This window comes from Bradyrhizobium sp. CIR48 (genome assembly GCF_014198315.1).
Lineage (GTDB): Bacteria > Pseudomonadota > Alphaproteobacteria > Rhizobiales > Xanthobacteraceae > Bradyrhizobium.
In genome coordinates this window covers 1-26,163 of record NZ_JACIHG010000021.1, presented here as the reverse complement: position 1 = coordinate 26,163, position 26,163 = coordinate 1, and the positions used below count along the sequence as shown (strand labels likewise).

The 26,163-nt window shown below is 65.2% G+C and carries 23 protein-coding genes; 13 read left to right on the top strand and 10 right to left on the bottom strand.

Annotated elements, in window-relative coordinates:
• The first annotated feature begins 63 nt into the window (after positions 1-63).
• Positions 64-519 (top strand): MarR family winged helix-turn-helix transcriptional regulator, encoded by a 456-nt coding sequence (locus GGD66_RS39835; RefSeq protein WP_183262000.1) that lies wholly within the window; start codon positions 64-66, stop codon positions 517-519.
• 193 nt (positions 520-712) lie between these two features.
• On the opposite strand, the gene GGD66_RS39830 is transcribed toward GGD66_RS39835, so the two are convergent.
• Positions 713-1,507 carry an SDR family oxidoreductase gene (locus GGD66_RS39830; protein ID WP_183236913.1) on the bottom strand — a complete coding sequence of 265 codons (795 nt, stop codon included), beginning with the start codon at positions 1,505-1,507 and terminating at the stop codon, positions 713-715.
• A gap of 54 nt (positions 1,508-1,561) precedes the next feature.
• The gene (trhA, locus tag GGD66_RS39825; protein ID WP_018317231.1) at positions 1,562-2,257 is read right to left on the bottom strand and encodes a PAQR family membrane homeostasis protein TrhA; all 696 of its coding nucleotides are present in this window, start codon (positions 2,255-2,257) and stop codon (positions 1,562-1,564) included.
• 178 nt (positions 2,258-2,435) lie between these two features.
• On the opposite strand from trhA, the gene GGD66_RS39820 reads away from it, so the two are divergent.
• The gene (locus tag GGD66_RS39820; protein WP_183261999.1) at positions 2,436-3,905 is read left to right on the top strand and encodes a YcjX family protein; all 1,470 of its coding nucleotides are present in this window, start codon (positions 2,436-2,438) and stop codon (positions 3,903-3,905) included.
• Positions 3,902-4,930, top strand: coding sequence for a YcjF family protein (locus tag GGD66_RS39815; protein ID WP_183261997.1), 1,029 nt, complete (start codon positions 3,902-3,904; stop codon positions 4,928-4,930). Before GGD66_RS39820 ends, GGD66_RS39815 begins: the two co-directional genes overlap by 4 nt.
• A 125-nt stretch (positions 4,931-5,055) precedes the next feature.
• Here the strand turns inward: GGD66_RS39815 and GGD66_RS39810 are convergent, their stop codons facing one another.
• On the bottom strand, positions 5,056-6,663 hold the full coding sequence (locus GGD66_RS39810) for a glycosyltransferase family 39 protein (protein WP_183262041.1): 1,608 nt from the start codon (positions 6,661-6,663) through the stop codon (positions 5,056-5,058).
• 299 nt (positions 6,664-6,962) lie between these two features.
• Here GGD66_RS39810 and GGD66_RS39805 point away from each other — a divergent pair, with 299 nt between their 5' ends.
• The 4 genes from GGD66_RS39805 to GGD66_RS39790 all read left to right on the top strand — a co-directional run bounded on the left by GGD66_RS39805 (position 6,963) and on the right by GGD66_RS39790 (position 11,050).
• On the top strand, positions 6,963-8,696 hold the full coding sequence (locus GGD66_RS39805; protein ID WP_183236910.1) for an adenylate/guanylate cyclase domain-containing protein: 1,734 nt from the start codon (positions 6,963-6,965) through the stop codon (positions 8,694-8,696).
• A gap of 347 nt (positions 8,697-9,043) precedes the next feature.
• Positions 9,044-10,243, top strand: coding sequence for a molybdopterin-dependent oxidoreductase (locus GGD66_RS39800; protein ID WP_183261995.1), 1,200 nt, complete (start codon positions 9,044-9,046; stop codon positions 10,241-10,243).
• Between the two features lie 12 nt (positions 10,244-10,255).
• Entirely contained in the window at positions 10,256-10,564 is a 309-nt protein-coding gene (locus GGD66_RS39795; protein WP_026201815.1) for a sulfite:cytochrome C oxidoreductase subunit B, read from the top strand.
• Positions 10,565-10,849: 285 nt separating this feature from the next.
• Positions 10,850-11,050 (top strand): cold-shock protein, encoded by a 201-nt coding sequence (locus GGD66_RS39790; RefSeq protein ID WP_008134691.1) that lies wholly within the window; start codon positions 10,850-10,852, stop codon positions 11,048-11,050.
• A 169-nt stretch (positions 11,051-11,219) separates the two neighbouring features.
• Here GGD66_RS39790 and GGD66_RS39785 read toward each other — a convergent pair whose 3' ends face one another.
• A complete protein-coding gene (locus GGD66_RS39785) occupies positions 11,220-11,681 on the bottom strand; it encodes an Lrp/AsnC ligand binding domain-containing protein (protein ID WP_018317238.1) in 462 nt (153 codons plus the stop codon).
• A gap of 113 nt (positions 11,682-11,794) precedes the next feature.
• Here GGD66_RS39785 and putA point away from each other — a divergent pair, with 113 nt between their 5' ends.
• The 3 genes from putA (at position 11,795) to GGD66_RS39770 (ending at position 17,135) form a co-directional block, all read left to right on the top strand.
• Positions 11,795-14,794, top strand: a complete 3,000-nt coding sequence (putA, locus tag GGD66_RS39780) for a bifunctional proline dehydrogenase/L-glutamate gamma-semialdehyde dehydrogenase PutA (RefSeq protein ID WP_183261993.1) — start codon at positions 11,795-11,797, stop codon at positions 14,792-14,794.
• A 334-nt stretch (positions 14,795-15,128) separates the two neighbouring features.
• Positions 15,129-16,334: a CaiB/BaiF CoA-transferase family protein gene (locus GGD66_RS39775; RefSeq protein WP_183261991.1), complete on the top strand. Its 1,206-nt coding sequence runs from the start codon at positions 15,129-15,131 to the stop codon at positions 16,332-16,334.
• A gap of 153 nt (positions 16,335-16,487) precedes the next feature.
• Positions 16,488-17,135 (top strand): glutathione S-transferase family protein, encoded by a 648-nt coding sequence (locus GGD66_RS39770; protein WP_183261989.1) that lies wholly within the window; start codon positions 16,488-16,490, stop codon positions 17,133-17,135.
• 49 nt (positions 17,136-17,184) lie between these two features.
• Here GGD66_RS39770 and GGD66_RS39765 read toward each other — a convergent pair whose 3' ends face one another.
• The 6 genes from GGD66_RS39765 to GGD66_RS39740 all read right to left on the bottom strand — a co-directional run bounded on the left by GGD66_RS39765 (position 17,185) and on the right by GGD66_RS39740 (position 22,462).
• Positions 17,185-17,349 carry a hypothetical protein gene (locus GGD66_RS39765; protein ID WP_018317242.1) on the bottom strand — a complete coding sequence of 55 codons (165 nt, stop codon included), beginning with the start codon at positions 17,347-17,349 and terminating at the stop codon, positions 17,185-17,187.
• Positions 17,350-17,374: 25 nt separating this feature from the next.
• On the bottom strand, positions 17,375-18,886 hold the full coding sequence (locus GGD66_RS39760; protein ID WP_183261987.1) for a hypothetical protein: 1,512 nt from the start codon (positions 18,884-18,886) through the stop codon (positions 17,375-17,377).
• 92 nt (positions 18,887-18,978) lie between these two features.
• On the bottom strand, positions 18,979-19,953 hold the full coding sequence (locus GGD66_RS39755) for a hypothetical protein (protein WP_183262039.1): 975 nt from the start codon (positions 19,951-19,953) through the stop codon (positions 18,979-18,981).
• 302 nt (positions 19,954-20,255) lie between these two features.
• The gene (locus GGD66_RS39750) at positions 20,256-20,753 is read right to left on the bottom strand and encodes a TPM domain-containing protein (protein WP_183261984.1); all 498 of its coding nucleotides are present in this window, start codon (positions 20,751-20,753) and stop codon (positions 20,256-20,258) included.
• Positions 20,754-20,758: 5 nt separating this feature from the next.
• On the bottom strand, positions 20,759-21,655 hold the full coding sequence (locus GGD66_RS39745) for a YgcG family protein (RefSeq protein ID WP_183261982.1): 897 nt from the start codon (positions 21,653-21,655) through the stop codon (positions 20,759-20,761).
• A gap of 198 nt (positions 21,656-21,853) precedes the next feature.
• The gene (locus GGD66_RS39740) at positions 21,854-22,462 is read right to left on the bottom strand and encodes a LemA family protein (protein WP_018317247.1); all 609 of its coding nucleotides are present in this window, start codon (positions 22,460-22,462) and stop codon (positions 21,854-21,856) included.
• A 270-nt stretch (positions 22,463-22,732) separates the two neighbouring features.
• Here GGD66_RS39740 and GGD66_RS39735 point away from each other — a divergent pair, with 270 nt between their 5' ends.
• The 3 genes from GGD66_RS39735 to GGD66_RS39725 are packed head-to-tail and all read left to right on the top strand — an operon-like array spanning position 22,733 to position 25,944.
• Positions 22,733-23,587 carry an enoyl-CoA hydratase gene (locus GGD66_RS39735; RefSeq protein WP_183261980.1) on the top strand — a complete coding sequence of 285 codons (855 nt, stop codon included), beginning with the start codon at positions 22,733-22,735 and terminating at the stop codon, positions 23,585-23,587.
• A 5-nt stretch (positions 23,588-23,592) separates the two neighbouring features.
• Positions 23,593-24,732: an acyl-CoA dehydrogenase family protein gene (locus tag GGD66_RS39730; RefSeq protein ID WP_183261978.1), complete on the top strand. Its 1,140-nt coding sequence runs from the start codon at positions 23,593-23,595 to the stop codon at positions 24,730-24,732.
• A gap of 15 nt (positions 24,733-24,747) precedes the next feature.
• Positions 24,748-25,944, top strand: a complete 1,197-nt coding sequence (locus tag GGD66_RS39725; protein WP_018317250.1) for an acyl-CoA dehydrogenase family protein — start codon at positions 24,748-24,750, stop codon at positions 25,942-25,944.
• Positions 25,945-26,163 lie beyond the last annotated feature (219 nt).

The window sequence follows — 26,163 nt, the reverse complement described above, 5'->3', positions numbered from 1 at the left end:
AACCCTTGCGCGCGCCGCTGCGCGCATATAGTTGTATGATACAACTATACACCGGGAGTCAAGATGGCCGAGCTTGCGCTGATCGACGACATCCGCGCCGCCTCGCGGTTGATGGTGCGCGAGCTCGGCTTCATGGATGCGACGGTGGCGGCCTCGGACTATCCGCCCTCGGCCGTGCACACCATCCTGGAGATCGGCATCCGCGGTCCGATGACCTCAGCCGAGCTCGGCGATTTCCTGCGGCTGGAGAAATCCAGCGTCAGCCGCCTGGTGCGCAAGCTGATCGACTGCGGCGAGCTCAGGGAGACGCCGGATGAGAATGATGCCCGCAGCAAGCTATTGTCGCTGACGGCGAAGGGCCGGCGCACGCTGGAGGCGCTGCACGCGTTTGGCCGGCAGCAGGTCCGCGGCGCGCTGGCGGCGTTGACGGCGGCGGAGCAGCGCACCGTGCGCGAGGGGATGATGCTCTATGCGCGGGCGCTGCGGGCGAGCCGGGTGGAGGAGACGTTGCCTCGGTAACCACCGGTGTCGTCCCTGCGAACGCAGGGACCCATACCGCGTGATTTATCCGTAAAGCGCAGGTGTCAGTACCGCGCGCAAGAACATCTACCAGTCTTCGCCAAACTTCTCCCTGTGGTTATGGGTCCCTGCTTTCGCAGGGACGGCAGCGAGTGTTTGGCGCGAGTGTGCCTCAATCGCACCGACCTCACGGCTACTTCCCGAACTCCTCCCGCATCTTCGCCTGGATCTTGGCCATGCCGCCGAGCCAGCGATCGTAATTCTCGGTCTTCTTGCGCATATAGCCGAGCACCTGCGGGTGCGGCAGGATCAGGAACGTCTCCTGCTCGAGGCCGGCGAGCACGTCTTTCGCCACCTGCTCCGGCGTGAGATCGCCGTCGCCGGATTGCGGGCCCTTCGGGATCGAGCGCAGCATGTTGGTGTCGACGCCCTGCGGGCAGAGGATCGAGACCTTGATGTTGTCAGCCTTGTGCGAGATCGCGAGATTCTCGGCAAAGCCGACCGCGGCGTGCTTGGTGGTGGAATAAGCGGGGCTGCCGACTTGGGACAGCAGGCCCGCGGCCGAGATGGTGTTGAGGAAATAGCCACCGCCGCGCGCCTTCATGCGCGGGATCAGATGCCGCGCCGCATAGACATGGGCCATGACGTGGATCGCCCAGCTGCGCTGCCACGGTTCATCCGAGGCGCCGCCGGCATTGACCGACATCGGATCGAAGCCGCCGCCGATGCCGGCATTGGAGCAGAACAGGGCGATGGGGCCGAACTGCCGCTCGGTCTCCTCGATGACGTGCGAGATGTCTTTCTCCTGCGCGACATCGCATTTGAAAGCCGCGCCATCCACCATGGCCGCGACCGCCCTCGCATTGGCGGCGTCCATATCCGCGACGACGACCTTGGCTGCGCCCGCATTGTAAAACGCCTCGCACAGCGCCTTGCCGATGCCGTTTGCGCCGCCCGTGACGACCACGACCTTGCCGGTCACCTGCATGCGACGTCTCCTCTTGTCTTATACCGCTTCCTGGAAGACCCCTTTGGGTCTTGCTCAGCTCAACATGAGGTCGAGCACCGCAGTATAATGGCACGCCGCGCCGGCCAACACAAAGCCGTGCCAGATCGCATTCTGAAAGCGCAGCCGCCGCCAGGCATGGAAGATCACGCCAAAGCTGTAGAGCAGGCCGCCCGCAAGGATGAAGCCCAGCACCAGCGCGGGCAGCGCCCGGACCACGGCGTCGTAGAGCATCACGCCGCTCCAGCCCATCGCGAGATAGATGCCGACCGAGACGCGGTCGAACCGGCCGGGGTAGAAGAGCTTCAGCACGATGCCGAGGATGGCGACGCACCAGACGCCGGCGAGCAGCACCAGCGCGAATCCACTGTCCTTCACCTCGAGGATGAACGGCGTATAGGTCGCCGCGATCAGCAGATAGATCGCGGAGTGGTCGAACCGCCGCAGCAGCCATTTGGCCGGCGACACCGGCCAGAGATTATAAGTTGCCGACAGCACCAGCATCGAGAGCAGGCCGGCGACGTAGATCGAGACGCCGACGATATCGATCGTATTGGCATAGACCACCGTCAGCACCACCAGCACGGTCGCGGCGATGATGCCGAAGAGGACGCCGATCGCGTGGATGACGCCGTCGGCGATCAGCTCGGCGCGGTCGTAATTCCAGCCGATCACGTCGGCTGCGGCGTGGACGGAGGTGGATGCGAACTCTTTCAGTTGGAAGACGGTCATGGCAATCCGCAAGATGAGGCAATGTCCTCTTGTATGGGTCTTTCGGGATCGGCGCGTCGTTCAAACGGCTGATTTTCCGACAAAGACGGTGGAAGTATGGAGCTTGATTTTCTTCACGCAATTGCCACTTTTGTGATCGGTCACACAGTCCCGCCGCCCCCGATCCATTAACGTTCATATGGCATTCAGTTTCCAGGATATGGTCGAAGAAGCGCGCTTGTCCGCGCAGGCGCTGATCGACTATGGCGAGCACTTCTTCAACCCGACGGTGCGGTTAGGCGTTACCGGCCTGTCGCGGGCCGGCAAGACCGTGTTCATCACCGCGCTGATCCACGGCCTCACCCGCGGCGGCCGCTTTCCGGTGTTCGACGCTTACGCCTCGGGCCGGATCGCGCGCGCGCATCTGGCGCCGCAGCCCGACGACGCCGTGCCGCGTTTTGCATATGAGAGCCATCTGCGCGCGCTGGTCGAGGAGCGACGCTGGCCGAACTCGACCGTCGACATCAGCGAGCTCAGGCTCGTCATCGACTATCAGCGCCCGAACGGCGCCGATCGCACGCTGACCCTCGACATCGTCGACTATCCCGGCGAGTGGTTGCTCGACCTGCCGCTGCTGCAGAAGAGCTTTGAGCAATGGTCGGCGGAGAGTCTTGCGCTGTCGCGCGAGGCGCCGCGCGCGCATCTCGCCAGCGAATGGCACGCGCATCTGGCAACGCTCAGGCCCGACGCACGCGAGGACGAGCAGGCGACGCTCACCGCTGCAAAGCTCTTCACCGATTATTTGCGAGCCTGCCGCGACGAGCGCTTTGCGATGAGCCTGTTGCCGCCCGGCCGCTTTCTGATGCCCGGCAATCTCGCAGGCTCCCCGGCACTGACCTTCGCGCCGCTCGACGTGCCGATCGGCGGGCAGGCGCCGGAGGGATCGCTGTGGGCGATGATGGTGCGCCGCTTCGAGGCCTACAAGGACGTCGTGGTGCGGCCGTTCTTCAGGGATCATTTTGCCCGGCTCGATCGCCAGATCGTGCTGGCCGACGCACTGTCCGCGTTCAACTCCGGACCCGAGGCGCTGCACGATCTCGAAGCCGCCCTCGCCGGCATTCTCGATTGCTTCAACATCGGCCGCAGCACGTTTCTCTCCAGCCTGTTCCGCCCGCGCATCGACCGCATCCTGTTTGCGGCGACCAAGGCCGACCATCTGCACCATTCCAGCCACGACCGGCTCGAGGCCGTGCTGCGCCGCGCGGTCTCGGGCGCCGTTGCGCGCGCGGAAAATACCGGCGCGGCGATCGACGTGGTGGCGCTCGCCGCGGTGCGTGCCACACGAGAAGCTCAAGTCGCGCGCGGCCGCGACAAATTGCCGTCGATCCTGGGAACACCGGCCGCGGGCGAGAGCGCCGGCGGTGAATTCTTCGACGGCAACACGGAAGTAGCGACCTTTCCGGGCGATTTGCCACTGGATCCCGAGCCGCTGTTCAACGGTAATGCCGCGTTCCGCGGCCTCGCAACCGAGACCGCCGGGACAAGCGACTTTCGTTTCCTGCGCTTCCGTCCGCCTACGCTCGACCGCGAAGGCACGGAGCCGCCGACGCTGCCTCACATTCGCCTCGACCGTGCCTTGCAGTTCCTGATCGGAGACAAGCTCGCATGAACGACCGATCGAAGCCACGGCGGCCGGCAACGTTCCGGCTCGACGATCCCGGCGTCGTCGTCACCGAAGCCGACGAGACGGCACGGCTTGGCCGCGCCACGATCCAGATCACGCCGGAGCACGATCCGCAGGCGCTGCCGGTGCCGATCGAGGCCGCGCGGCCGGCGCGGCGCGGATTTCCCTGGGGTACGCTGTTCTGGTCAGGCCTCGCCGGGCTGACGCTGCTCGGCACCGGGCTCGGCGTGGTGCATCTGATCGAGGACCTGTTCGCGCGCAGCGAAACGCTCGGCTACTTCGGTCTCGCCTTTGCGCTCGTCACCGCGCTGGCGCTTGCGGTGGTGATCGGCCGCGAGGCACTCGGCCTGGCGCGGCTGGCGACGATCGAGCAGTTGCATGCGCGCGCCGCCGCGGTGCTCGCCAGCGACGACCGCAAGGAAAGCCGCGTCATCGTCCAGGATCTGCTCAAGCTCGCGCACCAGAATCCGCAGCTCGCACGCGCCCGCGCGACGCTGGAGAGTCACACCGGCGAGATCATCGACGGCGCCGACATGATCCGCCTCGCCGAGCGCGAGCTGATGTCGCCGCTGGATGCGGAGGCACGGCGGCTGGTATCGTCGGCGGCGCAAAAGGTTTCGATCGTGACCGCGGTCTCGCCCCGTGCTGCGATCGATGTGATGTTCGTGTTCGTCGCCGCACTGCGCCTGATCCGCCAGCTCGCTTATCTCTACGGCGGCCGCCCCGGCGCGCTCGGCATGATCCGCCTGCTCCGCCACGTCATCGCCCATCTCGCCATCACCGGCGGCATGGCCGCGAGCGACAGCCTGGTGCAGCAGATGCTCGGCCACGGTATCGCGGCAAAGCTGTCGCAGCGCTTGGGCGAAGGCGTGCTGAACGGATTGCTGACGGCACGGCTGGGACTGGCGGCAATCGCCGTCACAAGGCCGCTGCCGTTTGCGGCATTGCCGCCGCCGAAGCTGTCGGACCTCGCGACGGATCTGCTGCGGAAGAAGGACGAGGAGGAGTAGCGGCAAGACGGGTGAGGGCTCTCTCCGCAAGACCGGAATCGTAGGGTGGGCAAAGGCGCGCTTGCGCCGTGCCCACCATCTCTCTCGATCGCAAAGATGCGTGGGCACGCTTCGCTTTGCCCACCCTACGATACTGCCCGTGTGGAGAAATCACCCCACACCGCTCGCGCTGCGCGCTCCCGCTTTTCAAACTCCCCCGCCAGCACCTTCCACCAAAACAGCGGCGAATCCTTCGGCGGTGACAACTCCGGCGTCCAATCGGTGAGCTTCTCGATCACGTAGGTATCCGCGAGAACACCGCGCCAGCGGCGCTCGACTTCGCCGAGATGCTCGCGCTTCGCCGGGATGTTCTCCCACAACGAAGACCGATTGTCCGGCTCGCGGCCGACATAGATGCCGGCATGGCCCTTGATCCGGTCCATGCCGGGATCGCGGAAATCCTGGAAGCGGCCGCGCTCGTTGATCTCGATGACGGGCACGCGGCCCCGGAACAGCCAGCGCATCATGGCATAGGTGCGATAGTCCGTGGTCGCGATCCAGGTCGCGCCTGTTTCGTCGAGCGCGGCCTGCGCGCGCGCGGCGACCTGCTCGTAGCCGGCTTCCGCGCCGATCGGGTCGATCTTGCCGAGCAGATTCCAGGGCGCGGCGACGTAATAAAGGAACACGATCACGACGAAGGCGATGCCGGAGACGACAGCGGTCTTGGCCCAGAACAGCGACGACCTCAGCATGCGTGGCGACCAATCCTCCTTCATCATCGCCGCGAGGTTCACGGCCGCGGCGGCGAAGCCGACCGGCCACATGAACATCGGCCAGGTGTCGCCGACCCGAAGCGTGGTCGACTTAAAGAGGAAATAGGCGAACGGCACCAGCACCGCCGTCGACAAGAGAATTCCAACGGGCTCGCGCGTGCGATAGCCGCGCCATGCCGTCAGCACCAGGCCGGTCAGCACCACCGGCAGCATGACGAAGCCGACCAGACCGAACTGCAGGCCGATGAAGTCACCGATGGTCCGCAGCGAGATGCCGTAATTGGCGGTGGCGCGTACGCCCTGGAAACGAAACGAGGCCCAATCGTGCTGCGCGTTCCAGATCAGCACCGGCGAGAACACGGCGATTGCGACCAGCACCGCGAGATAAGGATAGGGGCTGCGCAGCCAGCGCCAGCGCCAATCCGGTACCAGCAGGAAGGCGGCAACCGCCGGGGCGAACATGATCGCGGTGAATTTCGACAGCATCGAGAGGCCGGCGAACAGACCGGCCGCAAGCCACCAGCGTCCGTCGCCGCTTTGCGTCAGCCGCACCAGCGACCACATCATCGCCACCGCGAACGGGATCATGGCGACATCGGGCGCGACCTTGGCCATCAGCAGGCCGTAGTAAAGTGCAGCTTCCGGCATCAGCACCGCGAACAATACGGCGCGTACATCATGGGTGAGGCGGCGGACGATGTCGGCGAGCAGGAGCTGCGTGACGAGCATCGCGACGATGCCGCCGAAGCGGACCCCGAGCGTGGTGTCGCCGAAGATCGCGGTTCCGAAACGGATCAGCCAAGCGATGCCCGGGGGATGATCGAGGAAGCTCAGCGCCCCCTCCTTCGACCAGGTCCAGTAATAGGCCTCGTCGGTGCGCAGCTCGATGGCGCAGGCGTAGACGATGCGCAGCAGCGTCATCGCGGCGATGATTGCTACGGCCATGACAAGGGGACGACGCGAGGCGCCGCCAGAGGGCATGGTGATGTCAGGGGCTGTCGTCACGGCCGCGCTTTTCGCCAACCTGGGAGGGGGAGTCAATGCGGGGGGATGGGCAAGCGGCGATCCCAGCCTCAACGCGGACGCCGTAGGGTGGGCAAAGCGAAGCGTGCCCACCATCAGGATATGATGGAAAAACGGTGGGCACGGCGCGCAAAGGCGCGCCTTTGCCCACCCTACGAATTCGTAACCTTGCCGCGCATGTGATCCCGCAACCTGTCCACATCGGGAATTAAACGCTACGCTGGCTGTTCTCCTTCATGAACTGATACAACCGAATCATGGCCACCGCTGCTGCATCCATCTCCGAACTCGTCCGCGGGACCAGCGTGCGGCAGGTGCGGCTCGTCTGCGGCGTGATCCTGTTCTGTTATGTGATCAGCCATTTCCTCAACCACGCGCTCGGCAATATCTCGGTCGAGGCCATGGAGGCTGGGGTCTACTACCACACCGCCTTCTGGCAATTTCTCCCCGTCTCGATCGTGTTCTACACCGCCGCGCTCACCCATATGGGGCTCGGCATCTATGCGCTGTACCAGCGCCGGCAGTTCCGCTGGCGGACGATCGAGCCGCTGCAGCTCGTGCTGGGCCTCAGCATCCCCGCACTGGTCATGGCGCACGTGGTCGGGGTGCGGCTCGGCTATACGCTGTACGATCACCAGAAGCTCTATCCGCAGGAGCTCTATCTGTTCTTCGTCGCAGCGCCCGGCCGGCTCTGGCAGATGACGATCCTGCTGCTCATTGCCTGGGTGCACGGCTGCATCGGAATCTATTTCTGGCTCCGCCTCAAGCCGTTCTTCACACGCGCCGCGCCCTATCTGCTCGCCGCCGCGGTGCTGGTCCCGACGCTGTCGCTGCTCGGCATCTACCAGGGCGGCCGCAGCGTCGCGATCGAGGCCGATGACGGGGAATGGCGGACGCACAATCTCACCCGACGCCAGGTCGGCACGGTCGCGGAAGGCAACACGCTCGATCGCATCACCGGCGCCTTCACCATCACCTATTTTGGGCTGCTTGGCCTGGCGCTGGCGGCACGCGGCGTGCGGGCCTGGCGCGAGCGGCGCGGCGGCATGATCGCGCTGTCCTACGGCAATGGCAGGACGGTGCGGGTTCCCAAGGGCCTCTCCGTGCTGGAAGCGAGCCTGCGCCATAATCTGCCGCATGCCAGCGTCTGCGGCGGCCGCGCCCGCTGCTCGACCTGCCGCATCCGTGTCATCGGCGATCATGGGGTCCTGCCCGAGCCGTCGCAGCGCGAGGCCTTCGTGCTGACCCGCGTCGGCACCAACGACCCCTCGATCAGGCTGGCCTGCCAGCTGCGGCCGACGTCGGATCTCTCCTTCTTCCAGCTGTTCACCCCGCAAACGTCGTCGGCCAACGCGCAGGCCTCGGCGCCGGCTAGGATCGGCCAGGAGCGCTATCTCGTCAGCCTGTTCGTGGACATGCGCGGCTCGACCCAGCTCGCCGAGAAGCGGCTGCCGTTCGACACCGTCTTCATCGTCAACCGCTTCCTCGGCGCGGTGTCGCAGGCCGTGATCGAGAATGGTGGCCAGCCGAACCAGTTCGTCGGCGACGGCATGCTGGCGCTGTTCGGGCTCACGGCCGATCCGCAAACCGCCTGCCGGCAGGCGCTGAAGGCTGCCAGCGGCATCGCCACGCATATCGACGAACTGAACCAGCTGTTGAGCCATGATCTGCGCCAGCCGATCCGCTTCGGCATCGGCATTCACGGCGGCGAGGTCATCATCGGCGACATCGGCTATCGCGATCACATCGTCTTCACGGCGCTGGGCGATGCCGTCAACGTCGCCGCCCGGCTGCAGGACATGACCAAGACGCTGGCCTGCGAGGCGATCGTCTCGGACGAAATCCGCAGCACGGCGGGCCTCGCCGACGATACGCTGCCGCAACAGGAGGTCGCGATCCGCGGCCGCGACGAGCCGATGGCGGTGCGGGTCGTCGCGGATGCGCGGGAGCTGACGGCGCTGGTCGATCGAACCGAGCGCGTCGCAGCGTGATTTGTGAGCGACGGAGGCGATGCGCTCCCTCCCCCGCTTGCGGGGGAGGGTTGGGGAGAGGGTGTCTCCGCAATGGGACACTCCCCTACAGGAGAAAAGCCTCACCCGCGCGCGCGACGATGCTTCGCATCGCCCGGGCGCGACCTCTCCCGCAAGCGGGAGAGGTGCAGCGAGCGCGCGGCGACATTGAGACAACCAAAATCGTCCACGTAACACCGGCGTGCTGCAACGCAGCGGCATGGGCCTGCTGCGAAAGCACGAATTGACTTCGTTCAAATCGTTGCGACAGATGAGCGCGGCTCGCGGTGATGACCACAAGCCAACGAAAAGCTCCGGGAGGGGACCAGATGTTCGATCGACGCGACCTGCTCAAAGGAGCGGGGCTTGCCACACTCGCCGCCACACTGAATTCCACCAGGGCACTGGCACTCGATACCGTGACCCTGCCCTTCGCCAATGGCGAACGGCCGCTGGTGAAATATCCGCAGAAGCGAGCGATGATTGGGCTCACCAGCCGGCCGCCGCAGCTCGAGACGCCGTTCGCGATCTTCAACGACGGCCCGATCACGCCAAACAATGCGTTCTTCGTGCGCTATCACCTCTCGGACCTGCCCTACAATCTCGACCCCGACAAGTTCACGCTCGAGGTCAAGGGCAAGGTCGACAAGCCGCTGAAACTTTCGCTGAAAGACATCAGGAAGATGAAGGCGACCGAGATCGTCGCCGTCAACCAGTGCTCCGGCAACAGCCGCGGCTTCTTCGAGCCGCGCGTTGCCGGCGGCCAGCTCGCCAACGGAGCGATGGGCAATGCGCGCTGGCGCGGCGTGCCGCTGAAAGCGGTGCTGGAGATGGCCGGTGTGCAGAGCGGCGCCAAGCAGGTCACCTTCAACGGCATGGACGGGCCGGTCAGCGACAAGACGCCTGACTTCGTCAAGGCACTCGACATCGATCACGCCAGAGACGGTGAGGTGATGCTGGCCTATGGCATGAACGGCGAAGATTTGCCTTTCCTCAACGGCTTCCCGCTGCGCCTGATCGTGCCGGGCTATTACGGCACCTACTGGGTCAAGCACCTCAACGAGATCACCGTCATCGACAACATCTATGAAGGCTTCTGGATGAAGTCGGCCTATCGCATTCCGGATACGCCTGATAACGCGATCGAGCCCGGCACTACGCCGAAGGCGACGATCCCTATCAACCGCTTCACCATCCGCTCCTTCATCACCAGCGTGCCTGATGGCGCCAAGCTGAAGGCCGGAGCTACGACCCTGCGCGGCATCGCCTTCGACGGCGGCAAGGGCATCAAGGAGGTCCAGGTCTCCACCGACGGCGGCAAGACCTGGACGAGCGCCAAGCTCGGCAAGGATCTCGGCAAATATTCGTTCCGTGAATGGAAGCTGCCGGTGAAGCTCGCGGCAGGCAGCGTTGAGCTCAAGGTGCGTGCCACCGGCAATGGCGGCGAGACGCAGCCGGATACGCCGCGCTGGAACCCGGCGGGTTATCTACGCAACGTCGTCGAAACCGTCCGCGTCACCGTGGCCTGAGGGAGAATGACCATGCAGCGCACCGTTCTCCTCGCTATCACGCTCGCCCTCGCCACCGGTCTCGGCGCCGTGACCGCGGCCCCCGTCAACTACCAGCTTCCGGACGAGGTCGCCGCATTCAAGCCCGGGCCCAATCTCGAAGTGGTCCAGGGCAATTGCAGCGCCTGCCACTCGGCCGACTACATCAAGACGCAGCCGCCGATGAAGGACAAGAAAGGCTTCTGGCAGGCCGAGGTGACCAAGATGATCAAGGTCTATGGCGCGCCGATCGACGATGCCGATGTCGGCAAGATCGTCGATTACCTGGCCGCGACGTATTGAAGGACCGGAGCGTTTTCTCTTTACCCTCCCCTGGAGGGGGAGGGTAAGGAAGAGTGGCTGCTCGCTCCTTCTGTCTACAGTACATCCGCCGCGCTCCGGCCATTTGACCGCGAAACGGGCAAAACCGGCAAAAACGCCGCGAAGTTGAGCGGAATTCGGCAAAAGGCCGATGTGGTTTGAGCTACCAAGCCGGCCACATTCCGCGTATCCTGTTAGGACCGAACCGGCCGGTTGGCGGGGACTGGCGGTTCGAGATCTCGGAGGAAGACCCGCGGAGAAGTCGTGATGGCTAAAGGTACGGTCAAGTGGTTCAACCCGACGAAGGGTTATGGATTTATCCAGCCTGCGTCGGGCGGCAAGGATGTGTTCGTGCATATCTCGGCAGTGCAGAAAGCCGGTCTGTCGTCCCTGAACGAAGGACAGACGGTGGAATACGAAGAGATCGCAAACCGGGGCAAGACCTCCGCAGAGAACCTCAAAGTATAAGCCCGCCAGTTTTTGCTGCCTCCCGGACCCTTCCGGGAGCCGGGCCAAGAAAATTTTAGAAGACGGCCAGTGCATTCGACGACAGGCGTTGCGACTGCACACGGAGAGCTATTTCCCGCGAGGACCGCTCGTTCAACGCCTCAGCAATGACAATCGCGACGGCACTTCGTCAGCCCACCGGTAACGGTGCGTCGCGCTTGATCTCCTCCATCACCGCATAGGTCCGTGTCTCGCGCACGCCCGGCATCGACAGCAGGGTCTCGCCGAGGAAGCGTCGATACGCCGCCATGTCGGCTAGCCGCGCCTTCACAAGATAGTCGAAGCCCCCGGCAACCATGTGACACTCCAGCACCTCGGGCGCGAGTTTCACCGCGCGCGCAAAACGTTCGAAATTGTCCGGCGTGGTCTTGTCGAGCAGCACCTCGACGAACACTAACAAACCGAGGCCGAGCCGATGCGGGTTGAGCCGCGCGCCATAGCCTTCGACAAAGCCCTCCCGCTGCAAGCGCTTCAGCCGTTCGCCGATCGAGGTCGGCGACAGCCCGATGCGCTCGGCAAGCTCGACATTGGCGATGCGCCCATCCTCCTGCAAAATCGAGAGGATCTTCCGGTCGATTCGATCGAGTTCCATAGTTTATCAGGTCAGGTCGCTTCCGATCTTCATTTTCTAAGGCAAATCGGCTAGATTGTCTATCGAACTACGGTCATGCGAGCCTTATCCTGGATTGAGCCACAGGACACGCCATGCCGAACATCCCACCGCCCTTCACCGCCGCCTACGCGCCCGATGATGCCGAGATCGCCGCGCGGCTGTTGCCGGCGTCGCATCTGTCTCCGCCACAGGAAGCCCGGATCGACCGTACTGCGACGCGGCTGATCGAGGCGATCCGCAAGCGCGACGACCGGCTCGGTGGGGTCGAGGACATGCTGCGGGAGTTTGCGCTCTCGACCAAGGAAGGGCTCGCGCTGATGGTGCTGGCGGAGGCACTGCTGCGCGTGCCGGATGCGCGCACTGCCGACCAGTTCATCGAGGACAAGCTCGGCGAGGGCGACTTCATCCACCACGAGACCAAGTCCACCGCGTTCCTGGTCAACGCCTCGGCCTGGGCGCTCGGCCTGTCGGCGCGGGTGATCCAGCCCGGCGAGACGCCCGACGGCACCATCGGCCGTCTCGTCAAGCGGCTGGGCGCGCCTGCGGTGCGCACCGCCACGCGCCAGGCGATGCGGCTGATGGGCAATCATTTCGTGCTGGGCGAGACCATCGAGCAGGCGCTGGAGCGGGGCAAGCCGCGCTCCGGCCAGAAGCCGCGCTATTCCTTCGACATGCTCGGCGAAGGCGCGCGCACGGGGGCGGATGCCAAGCGTTACTTCGATGCCTATGCGAGTGCGATCGAGACGATCGGCAAGGCTGCGGGTCCCCATCCCCTGCCCGACCGGCCCGGCATCTCGGTCAAGCTCTCGGCACTGCATCCGCGCTTCGAGGCGATCAGCCACGAGCGCGTGATGGCCGAACTGGTGCCGCTGCTGCTCGATCTCGCGCAGCGCGCCAAGGCACATGACCTCAACTTCACCGTCGATGCCGAGGAGGCCGACCGGCTGGAGCTGTCGCTCGACGTGATCGCGGCAACGCTCGCCGATCCCTCGCTGGCCGGCTGGGACGGATTTGGCCTCGCAATCCAAGCCTATCAGAAGCGCGCCAGCGCGGTGATCGACTATGTCGATGCGCTCGCTCGCGCGCATGACCGCAGGCTGATGGTGCGGCTGGTCAAGGGCGCCTATTGGGACACCGAGATCAAGCGCGCGCAGGAACGCGGGCTCGACGGGTATCCCGTGTTCACGCGCAAGGCGATGACGGATCTGAACTACGTCGCCTGCGCGACGAAGCTTTTGAGCTTGCGGCCGCGCATCTTCCCGCAATTCGCTACCCACAATGCGCTGACGGTCGCGACCGTGCTGGAACTCGCCGGAAAGAGCGGCGGGTTCGAATTCCAGCGCCTGCACGGCATGGGCGAAGCGCTGTACGAGCAGCTTGCCAAGGATCACCCCGAAATCGCTTACCGCACCTACGCGCCGGTCGGCAGCCATCGCGACCTGCTCGCCTATCTGGTGCGGCGTCTGCTGGAGAACGGCGCCAACTCGTCGTTCGTGGCGCAGGCCGCGGATTATCGCGTGCCTGTTACGGCGCTATTGCAGCGTCCGGCCGATGCCATCGTCCGACCGCAAGCGGCAGCGCATCCGAAAATCCCATTACCGGGCGATCTGTTCGCGCCGGAGCGGCGCAATTCGCGCGGCGTCGAATTCGGCGCGCGCGTCGCGCTCGATCATTTGCTCGCTGACGTCAAAGCCGAGGCGACCGATCTCCAGCCGATTGCGGACGCCACTCCGGATCAAGCCAATGCGGCGGTGGCCGCGGTACGCGCTGGCTTCGCCGCCTGGAGCCGGACGCCGGCGGCCACGCGCGCGGCGGCGCTGGAGCAAGCCGCGCATCTCCTGGAGAGCCGCAGCGCCCGCTTCATCGCGCTGCTGCAAAGCGAGGGCGGCAAGACGCTCGACGATTCGCTGTCGGAGCTGCGCGAGGCCGCCGATTTCTGCCGCTATTATGCTGCGCAAGGCCGCAAGCTGTTTGGCGGTGATGCCGCGATGCCGGGCCCGACCGGTGAGAGCAACGCGCTCGCGATGCGCGGCCGCGGCGTCTTCGTCGCGATCTCGCCGTGGAATTTTCCGCTGGCGATCTTCCTCGGCCAGGTCACGGCGGCGCTGATGGCTGGCAACAGCGTGGTGGCAAAGCCCGCCGAGCAGACCCCGCGCATCGCGCGCGAGGCTGTCGCCCTGCTGCACGAAGCCGGCATCCCGAAAGATGCCCTGCATCTCGTTGTCGGCGACGGCCGCATCGGTGCCGCACTGACCGCGCACGCCGATATCGCCGGCGTCGTCTTCACCGGCTCGACCGAGGTCGCCCGCAGCATCAACCGGACGCTCGCCGCCAAGGATGGGCCGATCGTGCCGCTGATCGCGGAGACCGGCGGCATCAATGCCATGATCGCGGATGCAACCGCGCTGCCCGAGCAGGTCGCCGACGACGTCGTCACCTCGGCGTTCCGCTCCGCCGGCCAGCGTTGCTCGGCGCTGCGGCTCTTGTTCGTGCAAGAGGACGTCGCCGACCGCATGATCGAGATGATCGCAGGCGCCGCGCGCGAGTTGAAAATCGGCGATCCCTGTGACGCCGCGACCCATGTCGGCCCTGTGATCGACGCGGAGGCCAAGCAGCGCCTCGTTGCCCATATTGCGCGGATGAAGAGTGAGGCGAAGCTGCATTTTGCAGGCACGGCGCCGCGAGGCTGCTTCGTGGCACCGCACATCTTCGAGCTCAGGGACGCCGGCCAGCTCACCGAGGAGGTGTTCGGCCCGATCCTCCACGTCGTGCGCTACCGTGCCGAAAATCTTGAACGCGTGCTGCAGGCGATCGAGCGCTCCGGCTACGGGCTCACCCTCGGCGTCCATTCCCGCATCGACGACACCATCGAAGCCATCATCGACCGCGTGCAGGTCGGCAACATCTACGTCAACCGCAACATGATCGGCGCCGTCGTCGGCGTGCAGCCGTTCGGCGGCAACGGCCTGTCCGGAACCGGCCCCAAGGCCGGCGGCCCGCACTACCTCGCCCGCTTCGCGACCGAGCAGACCGTGACGATCAACACCGCCGCGGCGGGCGGCAACGCGGCGTTGCTTGCCGGGGAGGAGTGAGCGGCAAGTCCGGATTCGGATCTCACAGTATCGCAATAGCACTTCCGTCATCCTGAGGCGCGAGTGGCGCGATGCCAGGCATCGCGCCGGGAGCCTCGAAGGATGAACGGCCCCGATACAGCCGGGCCGTCGCCCTTCGAGGGCCGCTGAAGAAGCGGCCACCTCAGGGTGACGGGGATGGAATTAGCGCCCACCGGACGCACGCCGACCGCCGCAATGGGCCCTGCGCCGGGCGCCGTTGCATCCCGGCAAAACATCAGTCTAATTGCTCCATCACCTGCCCGCGCCAATTCCAGCGCGCGGGAAACGACAAGAGCGAGGGAGCAACGCCGCGATGGAAAAAGGCATTTTTGCGGGCCTGAAGGTTTTGGACTGCGCGAGCTTTATCGCAGCGCCCGCGGCCGCGACCGTGCTGTCGGATTTCGGCGCCGATGTCATCAAGATCGAGCCGCCCGGCGCCGGCGATCCCTACCGCAATCTGCCGAACCTGCCTGGCTATCCCACCGGCGAGCACAATTTCGCCTGGCTGCTGGAGGCCCGCAACAAGAAGAGCATCGCGCTCGACCTCGCCAAGCCGGAAGCGCAGGCCGTGCTCTACAAGCTGGTCGCAGAGGCCGACGTCTTCATCACCAACATGCCGCCGCCGGTGCGCGCCAAGCTCGGCATCACCCACGATCACCTCGCCCATCTCAACGACCGGCTGATCTACGCCTCCTTCACCGGCTATGGCGAGAAGGGCGAAGAGGCCAACAAGCCCGGCTTCGACAGCAACGCCTATTGGGCGCGCTCCGGCCTGATGGACCTGGTCCGCGCCGACACCGACACCACGCCGGCCCGCTCGGTCGCCGGCATGGGCGACCATCCCTGCGCGATGGCGTTCTACGGCGCCATCGTCACCGCGCTCTATCAGCGCGAGAAGACCGGCAAGGGCTCGCACGTCGCCTCCAATCTGATGGCGAACGGGGTGTGGGCCGCGAGCGTGCTGGCGCAGGCAAAGCTCTGCGGCGCCAAGTTCGGCGAGCGGCGTCCGCGCGAGCGCGCGCTGAACGCTGTCGCCAACCACTATCAATGCAAGGACGGCCGCTGGCTGATCCTGTCGCTGCTGAGCGAAGAGAAGCAGTTTCCGACACTGGCGAAGTGCCTGGGGCGCGAAGACCTCATCACCGATCCGCGCTTCGCCACCAAACCCGACCGTCACGCCCGCTCGGTGGAGCTGATCAAGATCTTCGACGAGACCTTCGCGACCAGGGATCTTGCCGAATGGCGCAAGATTCTCGACGGCAACGGCCTCGTGTTCGGCGTCGTCGCCATTCTCGACGACATCCCCAACGACAAGCAGATGCTCGACAACGAGGTGCTGGTGCCGTTTGAGAACGACACCATGCTGACCATCTCCAGCCCGATCTGGATCGACGGCACCAAGAAGGTCCAGCCGCGCAAGCCGCCCGCTGTGGGCGAGCACAGTGACGAGATTTTGCGCGAGGCGGGATACGACGAGACCGCGATCAAGCAACTGCGGTCGTCGGGGGCGGTGGGATAGGAGCGCGCCGCTCTAACCCCGACATTGCGAGCGCAGCGAAGCAATCCAGAATCCCACCGCGGATGCATTGCTGGATTGCTTCGCTACGCTCGCAATGACGATGCCGGGCGATCTCGCTATAAACTACCGGCAAAAACAACGCCGCGAGGTCCCATGCCCAGCTACCGCCTGCACTACTTCCCCGAATCCGGCAACAGCTACAAGCTGGCGCTGATGCTGACGCTTTGTGGCGAGAGGTTCGAGCCGGTCTGGACCGATTTCGGCGGCGGCGTCACGCGCACGGCGGAATGGCGCAAGGCCGTCAACGAGATGGGCGAAATCCCGGTGCTTGAAGTCGACGGCGTGAAGATGACGCAGACCGCGCCGCTGCTGCTCAAGCTCGCCGAGCAATACGGCCGCTTCGGCGCCGACACCGAGGAAGAGAAGTTCGAGCTGCTGCGCTGGCTGTTTTGGGACAACCACAAGCTCACCGGCTACATGGCGACCTATCGCTTCATGCGCGCCTTCACCGAGAAGAACGACCCGCAGGTGCTGAAGCACTTTCGCCGCCGGCTGGAAGATTTCCTCGGCATCCTCGACGGCCATCTCCAGCACAACGAATTCGCGATCGGCGCAAAGCCGACGGTCGCTGATATCTCGATGATGGCCTATCTGCATTATCCGAGCGACGAGCACGGCTTCGATTTCGCGGCGAGCCATCCGGCCATCCACGCCTGGCTCGGCCGCATGGCCGCGCTACCTGGCTGGAAGCCGGCGTATGAGCTGCTGCCGGGCAAGCGGATGACGAACTACGCGAAGTGAAGACTCCTTCTTTCCCCTCTCCCCGCTTGCGGGGAGAGGCGAAGGGAAACTACCTCAACGACAGCCAGCCGAGCGTGAACAGGATGCCGCCGACGATCACGGCCATCGCGATCGCCCAGATGCTGACGCGGGCGCTGCCGGTGACCTGCTTGACTTCCTCATTGCGCGCAATCTCGCGATTGCGCTCCTTGTTGGCGTCGCCAGTATTCGTCATGAATCATCCAAATCGCTTTGCGGGCTCAACGCGTCTTGATGAAGCACATGCCGATGCGGCGCGAGGCCGCGGCAGCCTGACAGGTGAGACCGTTAGCACAGCTCCATGACGTAAAACTCTCATCCCGCGTTCCCGATCCCGCCTCCTGCAGGGAACAATGCGCGCCCCAGCCGTCCTGATACTCGCTCCCGGCGAGCTCCCGGCTGCCGCGGGTCTGCGGCCGGCTGGCAAATCCGCGTGAGAAATCAGGGCGTTTGCCCGCGGCGAATGCGGTCAGGATGTCGCGGCGGCGAGGCTGGTCACCGAGAAAGTGTGGCGAGGCCGGCACGATGGCGGAGTTCGACGGCTTGTCCGCCAGCCAATCGACGCCCGGAAAGTGAAAGCCGCCGATGCCGCGGGTCTGGTGGCAGCCTGAGCAGGTGACGTCGTTGAGACGGCGCTGGAAGCCCGCGACCGAGCGGATGTTCTGCAGGTCGCCGCGCGTTGCCGCCTGCTTCAGCGCACCGACCACGTCGTTGTCGGTGAAGACCGCTTGGCCCTCCCCTTCAGCCTGCATCATGCCGAACTCCGGCTGCAGCACTGATGCATCGAGCCCGGCCGGCGTCGGCACCACCGCACTCCTGGCCAGGAATTTCTCGGGGATCAGCACGGTGCCACGATCGAACTCGCGAAGATGTTCGGGTGCGAGCAGCCAATCCTTGAAGTCGCGCCGAAGCGCATCGTCAGCCATGATCCGGTCGCGGTCGATCTGGTTCTCCAGCGTCGATTCCTCGAAGGCCTTCGTGGCGGAATTGTACTTGAACACCTTGAGCAGATAGTCGGAGCGGAAATCATGCAGCGCCGACTTCGCCGCGACCGAGAGCTGGATGTTGGTCTCGATGCGATCGAGCATGGCGTCGTCCCGGCTGCCGATCAGCTCCTGCCAATTGCCGTTGTCGAGCCAGCGCCGCGCGAGTTCAGCGCAGCTGATCGGCTTGCCGTTCGCGTCCGTCTGGCGCGCATCCCGTGCCTTCATCACCAGATTGAGCGTCATCGGCAGCCGCGTCGCGGTTGTGCCGTCGAAACGCGCCAGCCGATAGAGCAGCCGGATCTCGCCGCAGGACTCCTCCGAGGCGTAGGCGCGGTCCATGCGGTTGACGATGCCGGCCAGCACGAAGCGCGTGTCGCGAGAATTCAGCACGGCCCGATCGAACAGCTGGACGTCAAAGCCCTCGCCGACGCCGATGGTCTCGCTCGGATAGGCCGCCTTTTGCCCTTTGACGTAGCGGTCGACCTCCGCATCGATCGCCGGCGGAATGTCCTTGAGCTGGGACAGCTCTGAAAACAGCCGGTCGGTCGTCAGCGGCCCATCCGCCTTGCGCTCCGGTGCCAACAGGCGCTGGAGCGTGAGAGCGTTGCCCTCATCAAGCCTGCGCAGAAGATCGGGATCGGTGATGGCGGTGCCGCGCGTCAGCGGCGCGGTCTCCGCGGCCGATAGCGCGGCGGTACCGCCAAACAAGACGGCGGCAGCAAGGAGAATTCGCAACGCGCGGCTCATGCCTGAGGTAACACCGCAGCGGTCCGCCTATTCAAGCAAAAAGGCGCTTCACATGGTGGTGAAGCGCCTTTCGAAAGTCGTATCTGGGCCGCTCAGCGCGCGACGATCAGGCCCTTGCTGGTGACGACCACCCAGCGGCCGTCCTGGCGGCGGATCGCATCGACGCGGCCGAGGCCGGGGATGGGATCGCCGGGATAGACCTCGTAGAGGCCGTCACGGCCCTCGATCAGCGCGCCGCCATTGGCGGCGTTGCGCAGCCGCCAGCCTTCGACCGTCGGCAGGCGGCCGACCTCGGTCTTGGGCGCGGCAGCCACTGGGGCCGGTGCGGCGGCGGCGGTCGCAACCTGGGTCGGCGCGATCGAGCCGGTGGTCTCCTTGGGCACCGCTGCTGCGGCCTGCGCAGGGGCGGCAGGCGGCGCGGCGCGGAGCTTGTCGACGGTCTCGGACAATTTTGCGATTTTGGCCATCGGCTCGGCCTGCGCCTTCTCGAGCTTGTCGAGGCGGTCGTTGGCCCGATTGAACTGGGTGACGCCGGTTTTCGAGCTGTGCTCGACGTTAGCCTTCAGTGCGACGAGGTCGGCATCGATCCGGGCGACCGAAGCATCCAGCGCGCTGGTGTCGGCGACCTGCACCGGCGCTTGGGCCGGGGCGGCGAAATGCATCATGCCGGCAGTTGCGAGCGCGCCGCTGATGGCGCCGACGCCGGCGGCGATCGCCACCACCGCGGCCATCGCCGACAGGCGGCGCTTGCTGCCGGTCTCGCGCGGCTCCTCCGCCTTCACATGCGGGGCAAAATCCTCACGGTCCCAGGAGCGTTCCGACGGCGCCATGACGATCAGCTTGCCGGGCTTTGGCTCGGGCTTGGCTTCGGCTTTGGCTTCGAGCTTCGGCACCTCGATCCGCGACGCCTCGATCTTCGGCGGCTCGACCTTCACCGGATCCGGCTTGGGCGACGCCTCATGGTCCGGGGCAATCGAGGGAGCCTCGATCCCAGCGGCCTCGACGGCCTGCGGCGCGGTCGCCGCAGCTTCGACGACGCCGGTGTCCTGGGCAGCCTGCTCGGGCATTGGTTCGCTCACGGCTCAAATACTCCAGTCTGGGTTGACCTTTTGGTAACTTTCATTGCTTGCGAAATCCTTACCTGCGGACCCGCTTACCGAAATTTTAGGAAGTTATCCGGGGCCGAATTTGGCCGGGAAGGTGGAACCGGTGTGGCGGGCGTCAAACAATTCGTAATCGGGTGAAGATGAACGGCCGCGGAATGAGCGCCTTAGTCGCTACCGTCTGAGGTGCGAGCGCAGCGAGCCTCGAAGGACGACGGAGAGAGAGTGGAGCGCGCCGCAGGTGCGTCGTCACACATCACAGTCCGTCACATCACGACCGGCGCATCCGGCAGCTCGTTCGCATGCGATGCGCCGGGCGGAAAATGCCGCGCCAGTTCGCGCGACACCGCCGTGATGCCGGCGATGACGCCGCTCTCGAACTGGCCGGAGCCGAACTCCGCCTCCATCGCGCGGCAGATGCTTTCCCATCCTTCGGCACCAACCTTGGCGTGGATGCCGCGGTCGGCCACGATCTCGACGTCACGGTCGGCGAGCAGGAGATAGATCAGGACACCGTTGTTGTGTGCGGTGTCCCAGATGCGCTGGTGCGCGAACACGTCGAGGGCGCGCTCGCGGGCCGGCTGGTTGCGGAACAGCGGCGCGCCGTCGAGTGCGCCTTCGACCACGAAGCGGACCTGGCCGGAATGGGTGGTCTCGCCCTGCTTGATCGCCTGCTCGATGCGGGCGAGCACGGCCGGCGGAAAGATCTGCTTTGCGCGCCAATGATGCTGCACGAGATGTCTGGCAATGCGCTTGATGCTCATGACCGCTACCAGCTCCCCGAGGCGCCGCCGCCGCCGAAACTGCCGCCACCGCCGCTGAAGCTGCCGCTGTCACTGGAAGACGACCCGCTGCTCCAGCCACCCGACGAAGAGCCGCTCGACCACGAGCCGCCGCGCGAACGGCCAGTGGCCGGCATGATCGCCGAAAACAGATCGGCGACGAACCCGATGATGAAGCCCAGGACTCCGACAGCGATGGCGAGCGCGAAGGAGCCGAGAATGAGCCAGGTCAGCCCTGCGATGATGCCGCCGGTCACCAGGGATCCGAGCAGCCGCCCCAGCATGGCCCGGAAGAACCCGCCGACCCCGATCGAGGCGAACAGCGTCACGATGAAGACCGGCGCGAGGTCATCCAGATGACCGAAGCTCACCGTGGGTGACGGAACCGGCAGCGGCTCGCCGTCGATGACCCGGATCATGCGATCGACGCCATCCGAGATGCCGCCGCCGAAATCGCCTGCCCGGAATTTCGGTGTAATGATCTCATCGATGATCCGCCGCGAGGTGACGTCGGTGAGCGCGCCTTCGAGGCCATAGCCGACCTCGATGCGCAAATGCCGGTCATTCTTGGCGACGACGAGGATCGCGCCGTCGTCGACCTTCTTGCGACCGATCTTCCAGGCCTCCGCAACGCGGATCGAGAATTGCTCGATCGTCTCCGGCTGCGTGGTCGGCACGATCAGGACGGCGATCTGGCTGCCCTTGCGCGTCTCGAAGTCGCGCAGCCTTTGCGACAACGCGGCGACGTTGCTGCTGGACAGCGTCCCGGTCTGGTCGACCACGCGGCCGGTGAGCTCGGGGATGGCGACGTCGGCTGAGGCGGGGAGCGCGAAGGCGAGGACGAGCGCCGCAACGAAAACCGCGCGCCGCACCCTCAGTGTCATCGCCCGGCTTGCCGTCTTCGCTGACGCTTCGCCGGCCCAATACCGCTGTGCCCGGCGAAGCCCTTGGCGTAGCCGGGACCGGGCGATCCAGTATTCCAGAGACGCCAGAGACCTAGGGAGAGGCCGCGGCGTACTGGATTCCCCGCCTTCGCGGGGAATGACGGCAGAGGGCGTGGCGCGCATCGGGATCTGGGGCGCTTACTTCGACGGTGCCGGCGCCGGGTTGAAATCGACCTTCGGCGCGGTCGAGATTTCCTTCTCGTTGGCGACCGAGAAGTTCGGCTTCTCCTTGTAGCCGAACATCATCGCGGTGAGGTTGCTCGGGAACGAGCGGATGGTGACGTTATAATCCTGCACCGCCTTGATGTAACGGTTGCGCGCCACCGTGATGCGGTTCTCGGTGCCCTCGAGCTGCGACATCAAATCCTTGAACAGTGCGTCCGACTTGAGCTGCGGGTAGTTCTCGGTGACGACCAGCAGCCGCGACAGCGCGCTGGAGAGCTCGCCCTGCGCGGCCTGGAACTTCTGGAAGGCGGCTGGATCGTTCAGCACCTCGGGCGTCGCCTGGATGCTGCCGACCTTGGCGCGCGCATTGGTGACGCCCAGCAGCACATCCTTCTCCTGCTGGGCGAAGCCCTTCACCGAGTTGACGAGATTGGGCACGAGATCGGCGCGGCGCTGATACTGGTTCACGACCTCGGACCAGTTGGACTTGATCTGCTCGTCCTCGCTCTGGATCGCGTTGTAGCCGCAATTGGTGAGACTCAGCGAGGCCAGCGCCGCCAGCACGGTCAGGATCTTGCGCATTAAATTTCTCCCGGTGGAATCCTGTAACTCAATATCAGATAGCGATAACGCGGTACCAGCTTTTCGGGTTCATTCCGGGGCGCGAAGCGAGCCATGGTGCGCCCTTGCGCACCTGAAAATCTCGAGATTCCAAGTCTGGTCCTTCGGACCATCCCGGAATGACTGCGCCGGATGAGCGCACCTCAGCCGACTGACGCAAGCCTCTTGCCTATCCCTGACCGACATAGTCAACTCGACGAAACGATAAGACAGAACACCGGGGGAAACGCGATGACCTCGTTCGAGACCATCCTCGTGGAGAGGCCGGATCCGGCGATCACCCGGATCGTGATGAACCGGCCAGAAGCGCGTAACGCGCAGAACCTGCAAATGACCTACGACCTGAACGCCGCCTTCGACGCGGCGGTGCAGGACGATACGGTCAAGGTGATCATCCTCGCCGGCAACGGTCCGCACTTCTCCTCCGGCCATGATCTGCGTCCCGGCGGCAAGAATGCCGCCGGCGTCGATTTTCCACCGATCGGAAATTGGGGCGGCTTTGCCGAGCCGAATGCCCATGGCCGCTTCGCGCGCGAGCAGGAAATCTATCTCCAGATCACCCGGCGCTGGCGCAATCTCGCAAAACCGACCATTGCCGAGGTGCACGGCAAGTGTATCGCCGGCGGGCTGATGCTGGCCTGGGCCTGTGACCTCATCATGGCCAGCGACGATGCGCAGTTCTGCGATCCCGTGGTGACCATGGGCGTCTGCGGCGTCGAATGGTTCGTGCATCCCTGGGAGCTCGGCGCGCGCAAGGCCAAGGAATTCCTGTTCACCGCCGACAATTGGAGCGCCGAGGTGGCGCAGCAGCTTGGCATGGTCAATCAGGTCGTACCGCGCGTAGAGCTATCTGCGCGCACGCTGGAGCTGGCGCGCAGGATTGCGGCAAAGCCGGCCTTCGCGCTGAAGATGACCAAGGAAGCGGTGAACCGCTCGGTCGACGTGATGGGCCAGCCTGCCGCAATCGACCAGGCTTTTGCGCTGCATCAGCTCTGCCATGCCCACAACCTTCAGGAGTTCGGCATGATCGTCGATCCCTCGGGCCTGCATCCCTCCGTGCGCAAGCCGCCGGCGGCCGCGGAGTAATTGCGATGGATCTCAATCTCAGCGACGAACAAAGGCTGCTGCGCGAGAGCGCGGAGCGCTTCGTGGCCGGAAGCTACGATGCCGATCACCGCCGCAAGATGGCGAACGATCCGCTCGGCTTTAGCCCGGCGGTGTGGAAGCAGTTCGCCGAGCTCGGCTGGCTGGCGTTGCCGCTTCCCGAACAGTTCGGCGGCCTCGGCGGCGGCGCGGTCGAGATCGGCATCCTGATGGAGGCGTTCGGCCGTGGGCTGGTATCGGAGCCCTATGTCGCGACCGTGGTGCTGGGAGCCGCACTGATCGCCAGATGCGGCACCAATGAGCAGAAGCAGGAGAGCCTGCCGAAGATCGCGGATGGATCCTTGAAGCTTGCGTTTGCTCATTCCGAGCGCGCGGCGAGGTTCGATCTCGCCAAGGTCGCAACCGCCGCCGACCGGACCGCGCAGGGCTGGCGCCTTGCCGGCAGCAAGATCGCCGTGCTCGACGGCCATGCCGCCGATGAGATCATCGTCTCCGCGCACATTCATGATCATCAGAGGCCTTCGGGACGGACCGGCCTGTTCCTCGTGCCCGCGACGACGCCTGGCCTCGTCGTCAGCGACTTTCCGCGCCTCGGCGGCGGGCGCGCCTGCAACCTCGAGCTATGCGACGTGCATCTGCCCGAGGACGCCCTGCTCGGCGACGGTCACGACGCACTGCCGGCCATCGAATGGGCTGTCGACTGCGCCATGGCTGCGCTCGGTGCGGAAGCCGTCGGCATCATGCAGACGCTGCTGGACACCACGCTCGAATACACCAAGATCCGAAAGCAGTTCGGACGGCCGCTGTCGGCCAACCAGGTGATCCGCCATCGCCTCGCCGACATGGCGATGCAGGTCGACGAGGCGCGCTCGATGGCACTGCGCGCTGCGCTCAAGGCAGATGCCGCGCCAGTCGAGCGGGCACGGGCCGCGTCCGGCGCCAAAGCCAAGATCGGCAAATGCGCGCGCTTCGTCGGCGAGCAGTCGATCCAGCTCCACGGCGGCATGGGCGTCACCGAGGAGCTCGAGGTCGGCGCCTATTTCAAGCGCCTCGTCGCCTTCGACACGCTGTTCGGCGGCAGCGCGCAGCACTATGCCCGTCACGCCGAACTTGGCCGCAAGGCCTGATACCGGGAGAGCCTCATGGACCTGTCGTTCAATGCCGAAGAGCGCGCCTTCCAGGACGAGGTACGCAGCTTCATTGCCAAGAATCTCACCGAGGAGATGAAGCGCGCGACCGCGCTGACGCCCTCGGTATTCTCCGACCCTGATATCGGCATGGCCTGGCAGCGCGCGCTACACAGGCAGGGCTGGGGCGCACCGGGCTGGCCGGTCGAACATGGCGGACCGGCCTGGACGCCGGCGCAGCGCTGGATCTTCGAGACGGAGTCCGCGCGGGCCGGCGTGCCCAATGTGAATGTCATGGGCGTGAAGATGGTCGGGCCGGTCATCATCGGCTTCGGCTCGCCCGAGCAGAAGAACTTCTACCTGCCGCGGATTCTCTCCGGCGAGGATTACTGGTGCCAGGGCTATTCCGAGCCGGGCTCCGGCTCCGACCTCTCCTCGCTGAAGACGCGCGCGGTGCGCGACGGCGACGATTACATCATCAACGGCACAAAAATCTGGACCACGCATGCGCATCACGCCAACCGCATGTTCGCGCTGGTGCGCACCAGCGACGGGCCGCGGCAGCAGGACGGCATCAGCTTCATCCTGATCGACATGAAGACGCCTGGCATCACCACGCGTCCTATCCTCACCATCGGCGGCGACCACGAGGTCAACCAGGTGTTCTTCGACGACGTGCGGGTGCCCGTGGCCAACCGGGTCGGCGAGGAAGGCAAGGGCTGGACCTACGGCAAATATCTGCTCGAGTTCGAGCGCGGCTCGGGCATTGCCTCGGCCAAGCTGCGCGAGGGCTTGAAGGCGATCGCCGACCTCGCCGAGTCCGACCTGACCGGCCGCGCCATCGACAGTCCCGATATCGCCGCGCGCATCTCGGAGGTGGAAGTCGATATCGACGCGCTTGAAATGACCGAGCTGCGCGTGCTCTCAGCGTTGCAGACCGGACAAAACCCCGGCGCGGTGTCGTCAATCCTGAAGCTGCGCAACAGCGAGATCCGCCAGGCCGTGACGCGGCTCGGCGTCGACGTCATCGGCCACGACGCCCTTGCCGTCGAGCCGATGCGCCCGCTCTACAAGCTCAACCACGAGCCGCCGACGCCGGAGGAGATGCTGACAATGGTGCCGGAATATCTCAACGGCCGCGCCTACACCATCTTCGGCGGCACCTCGGAGATCCAGCGCGACATTATTGCGAAGATGATGCTGGGGATTTGAGATCTAGGACTTCAGCTCGAATTGGCGCGGCATCCTCCGCTGTCGTCCCCGCGAAGGCGGGGACCCATCACCACAGGGAGATGTGGTTGCGGGGACTCGGAGTTACCAGTTTTGCGCCAAACTCCTCCCTGTGGTGATGGGGTGGACGGCCCCCTACGGCATCAGTGTGCCAGAATGAGGTTGTCACACACCCATTCACAGGAGCCGTCCGTGAGCCAG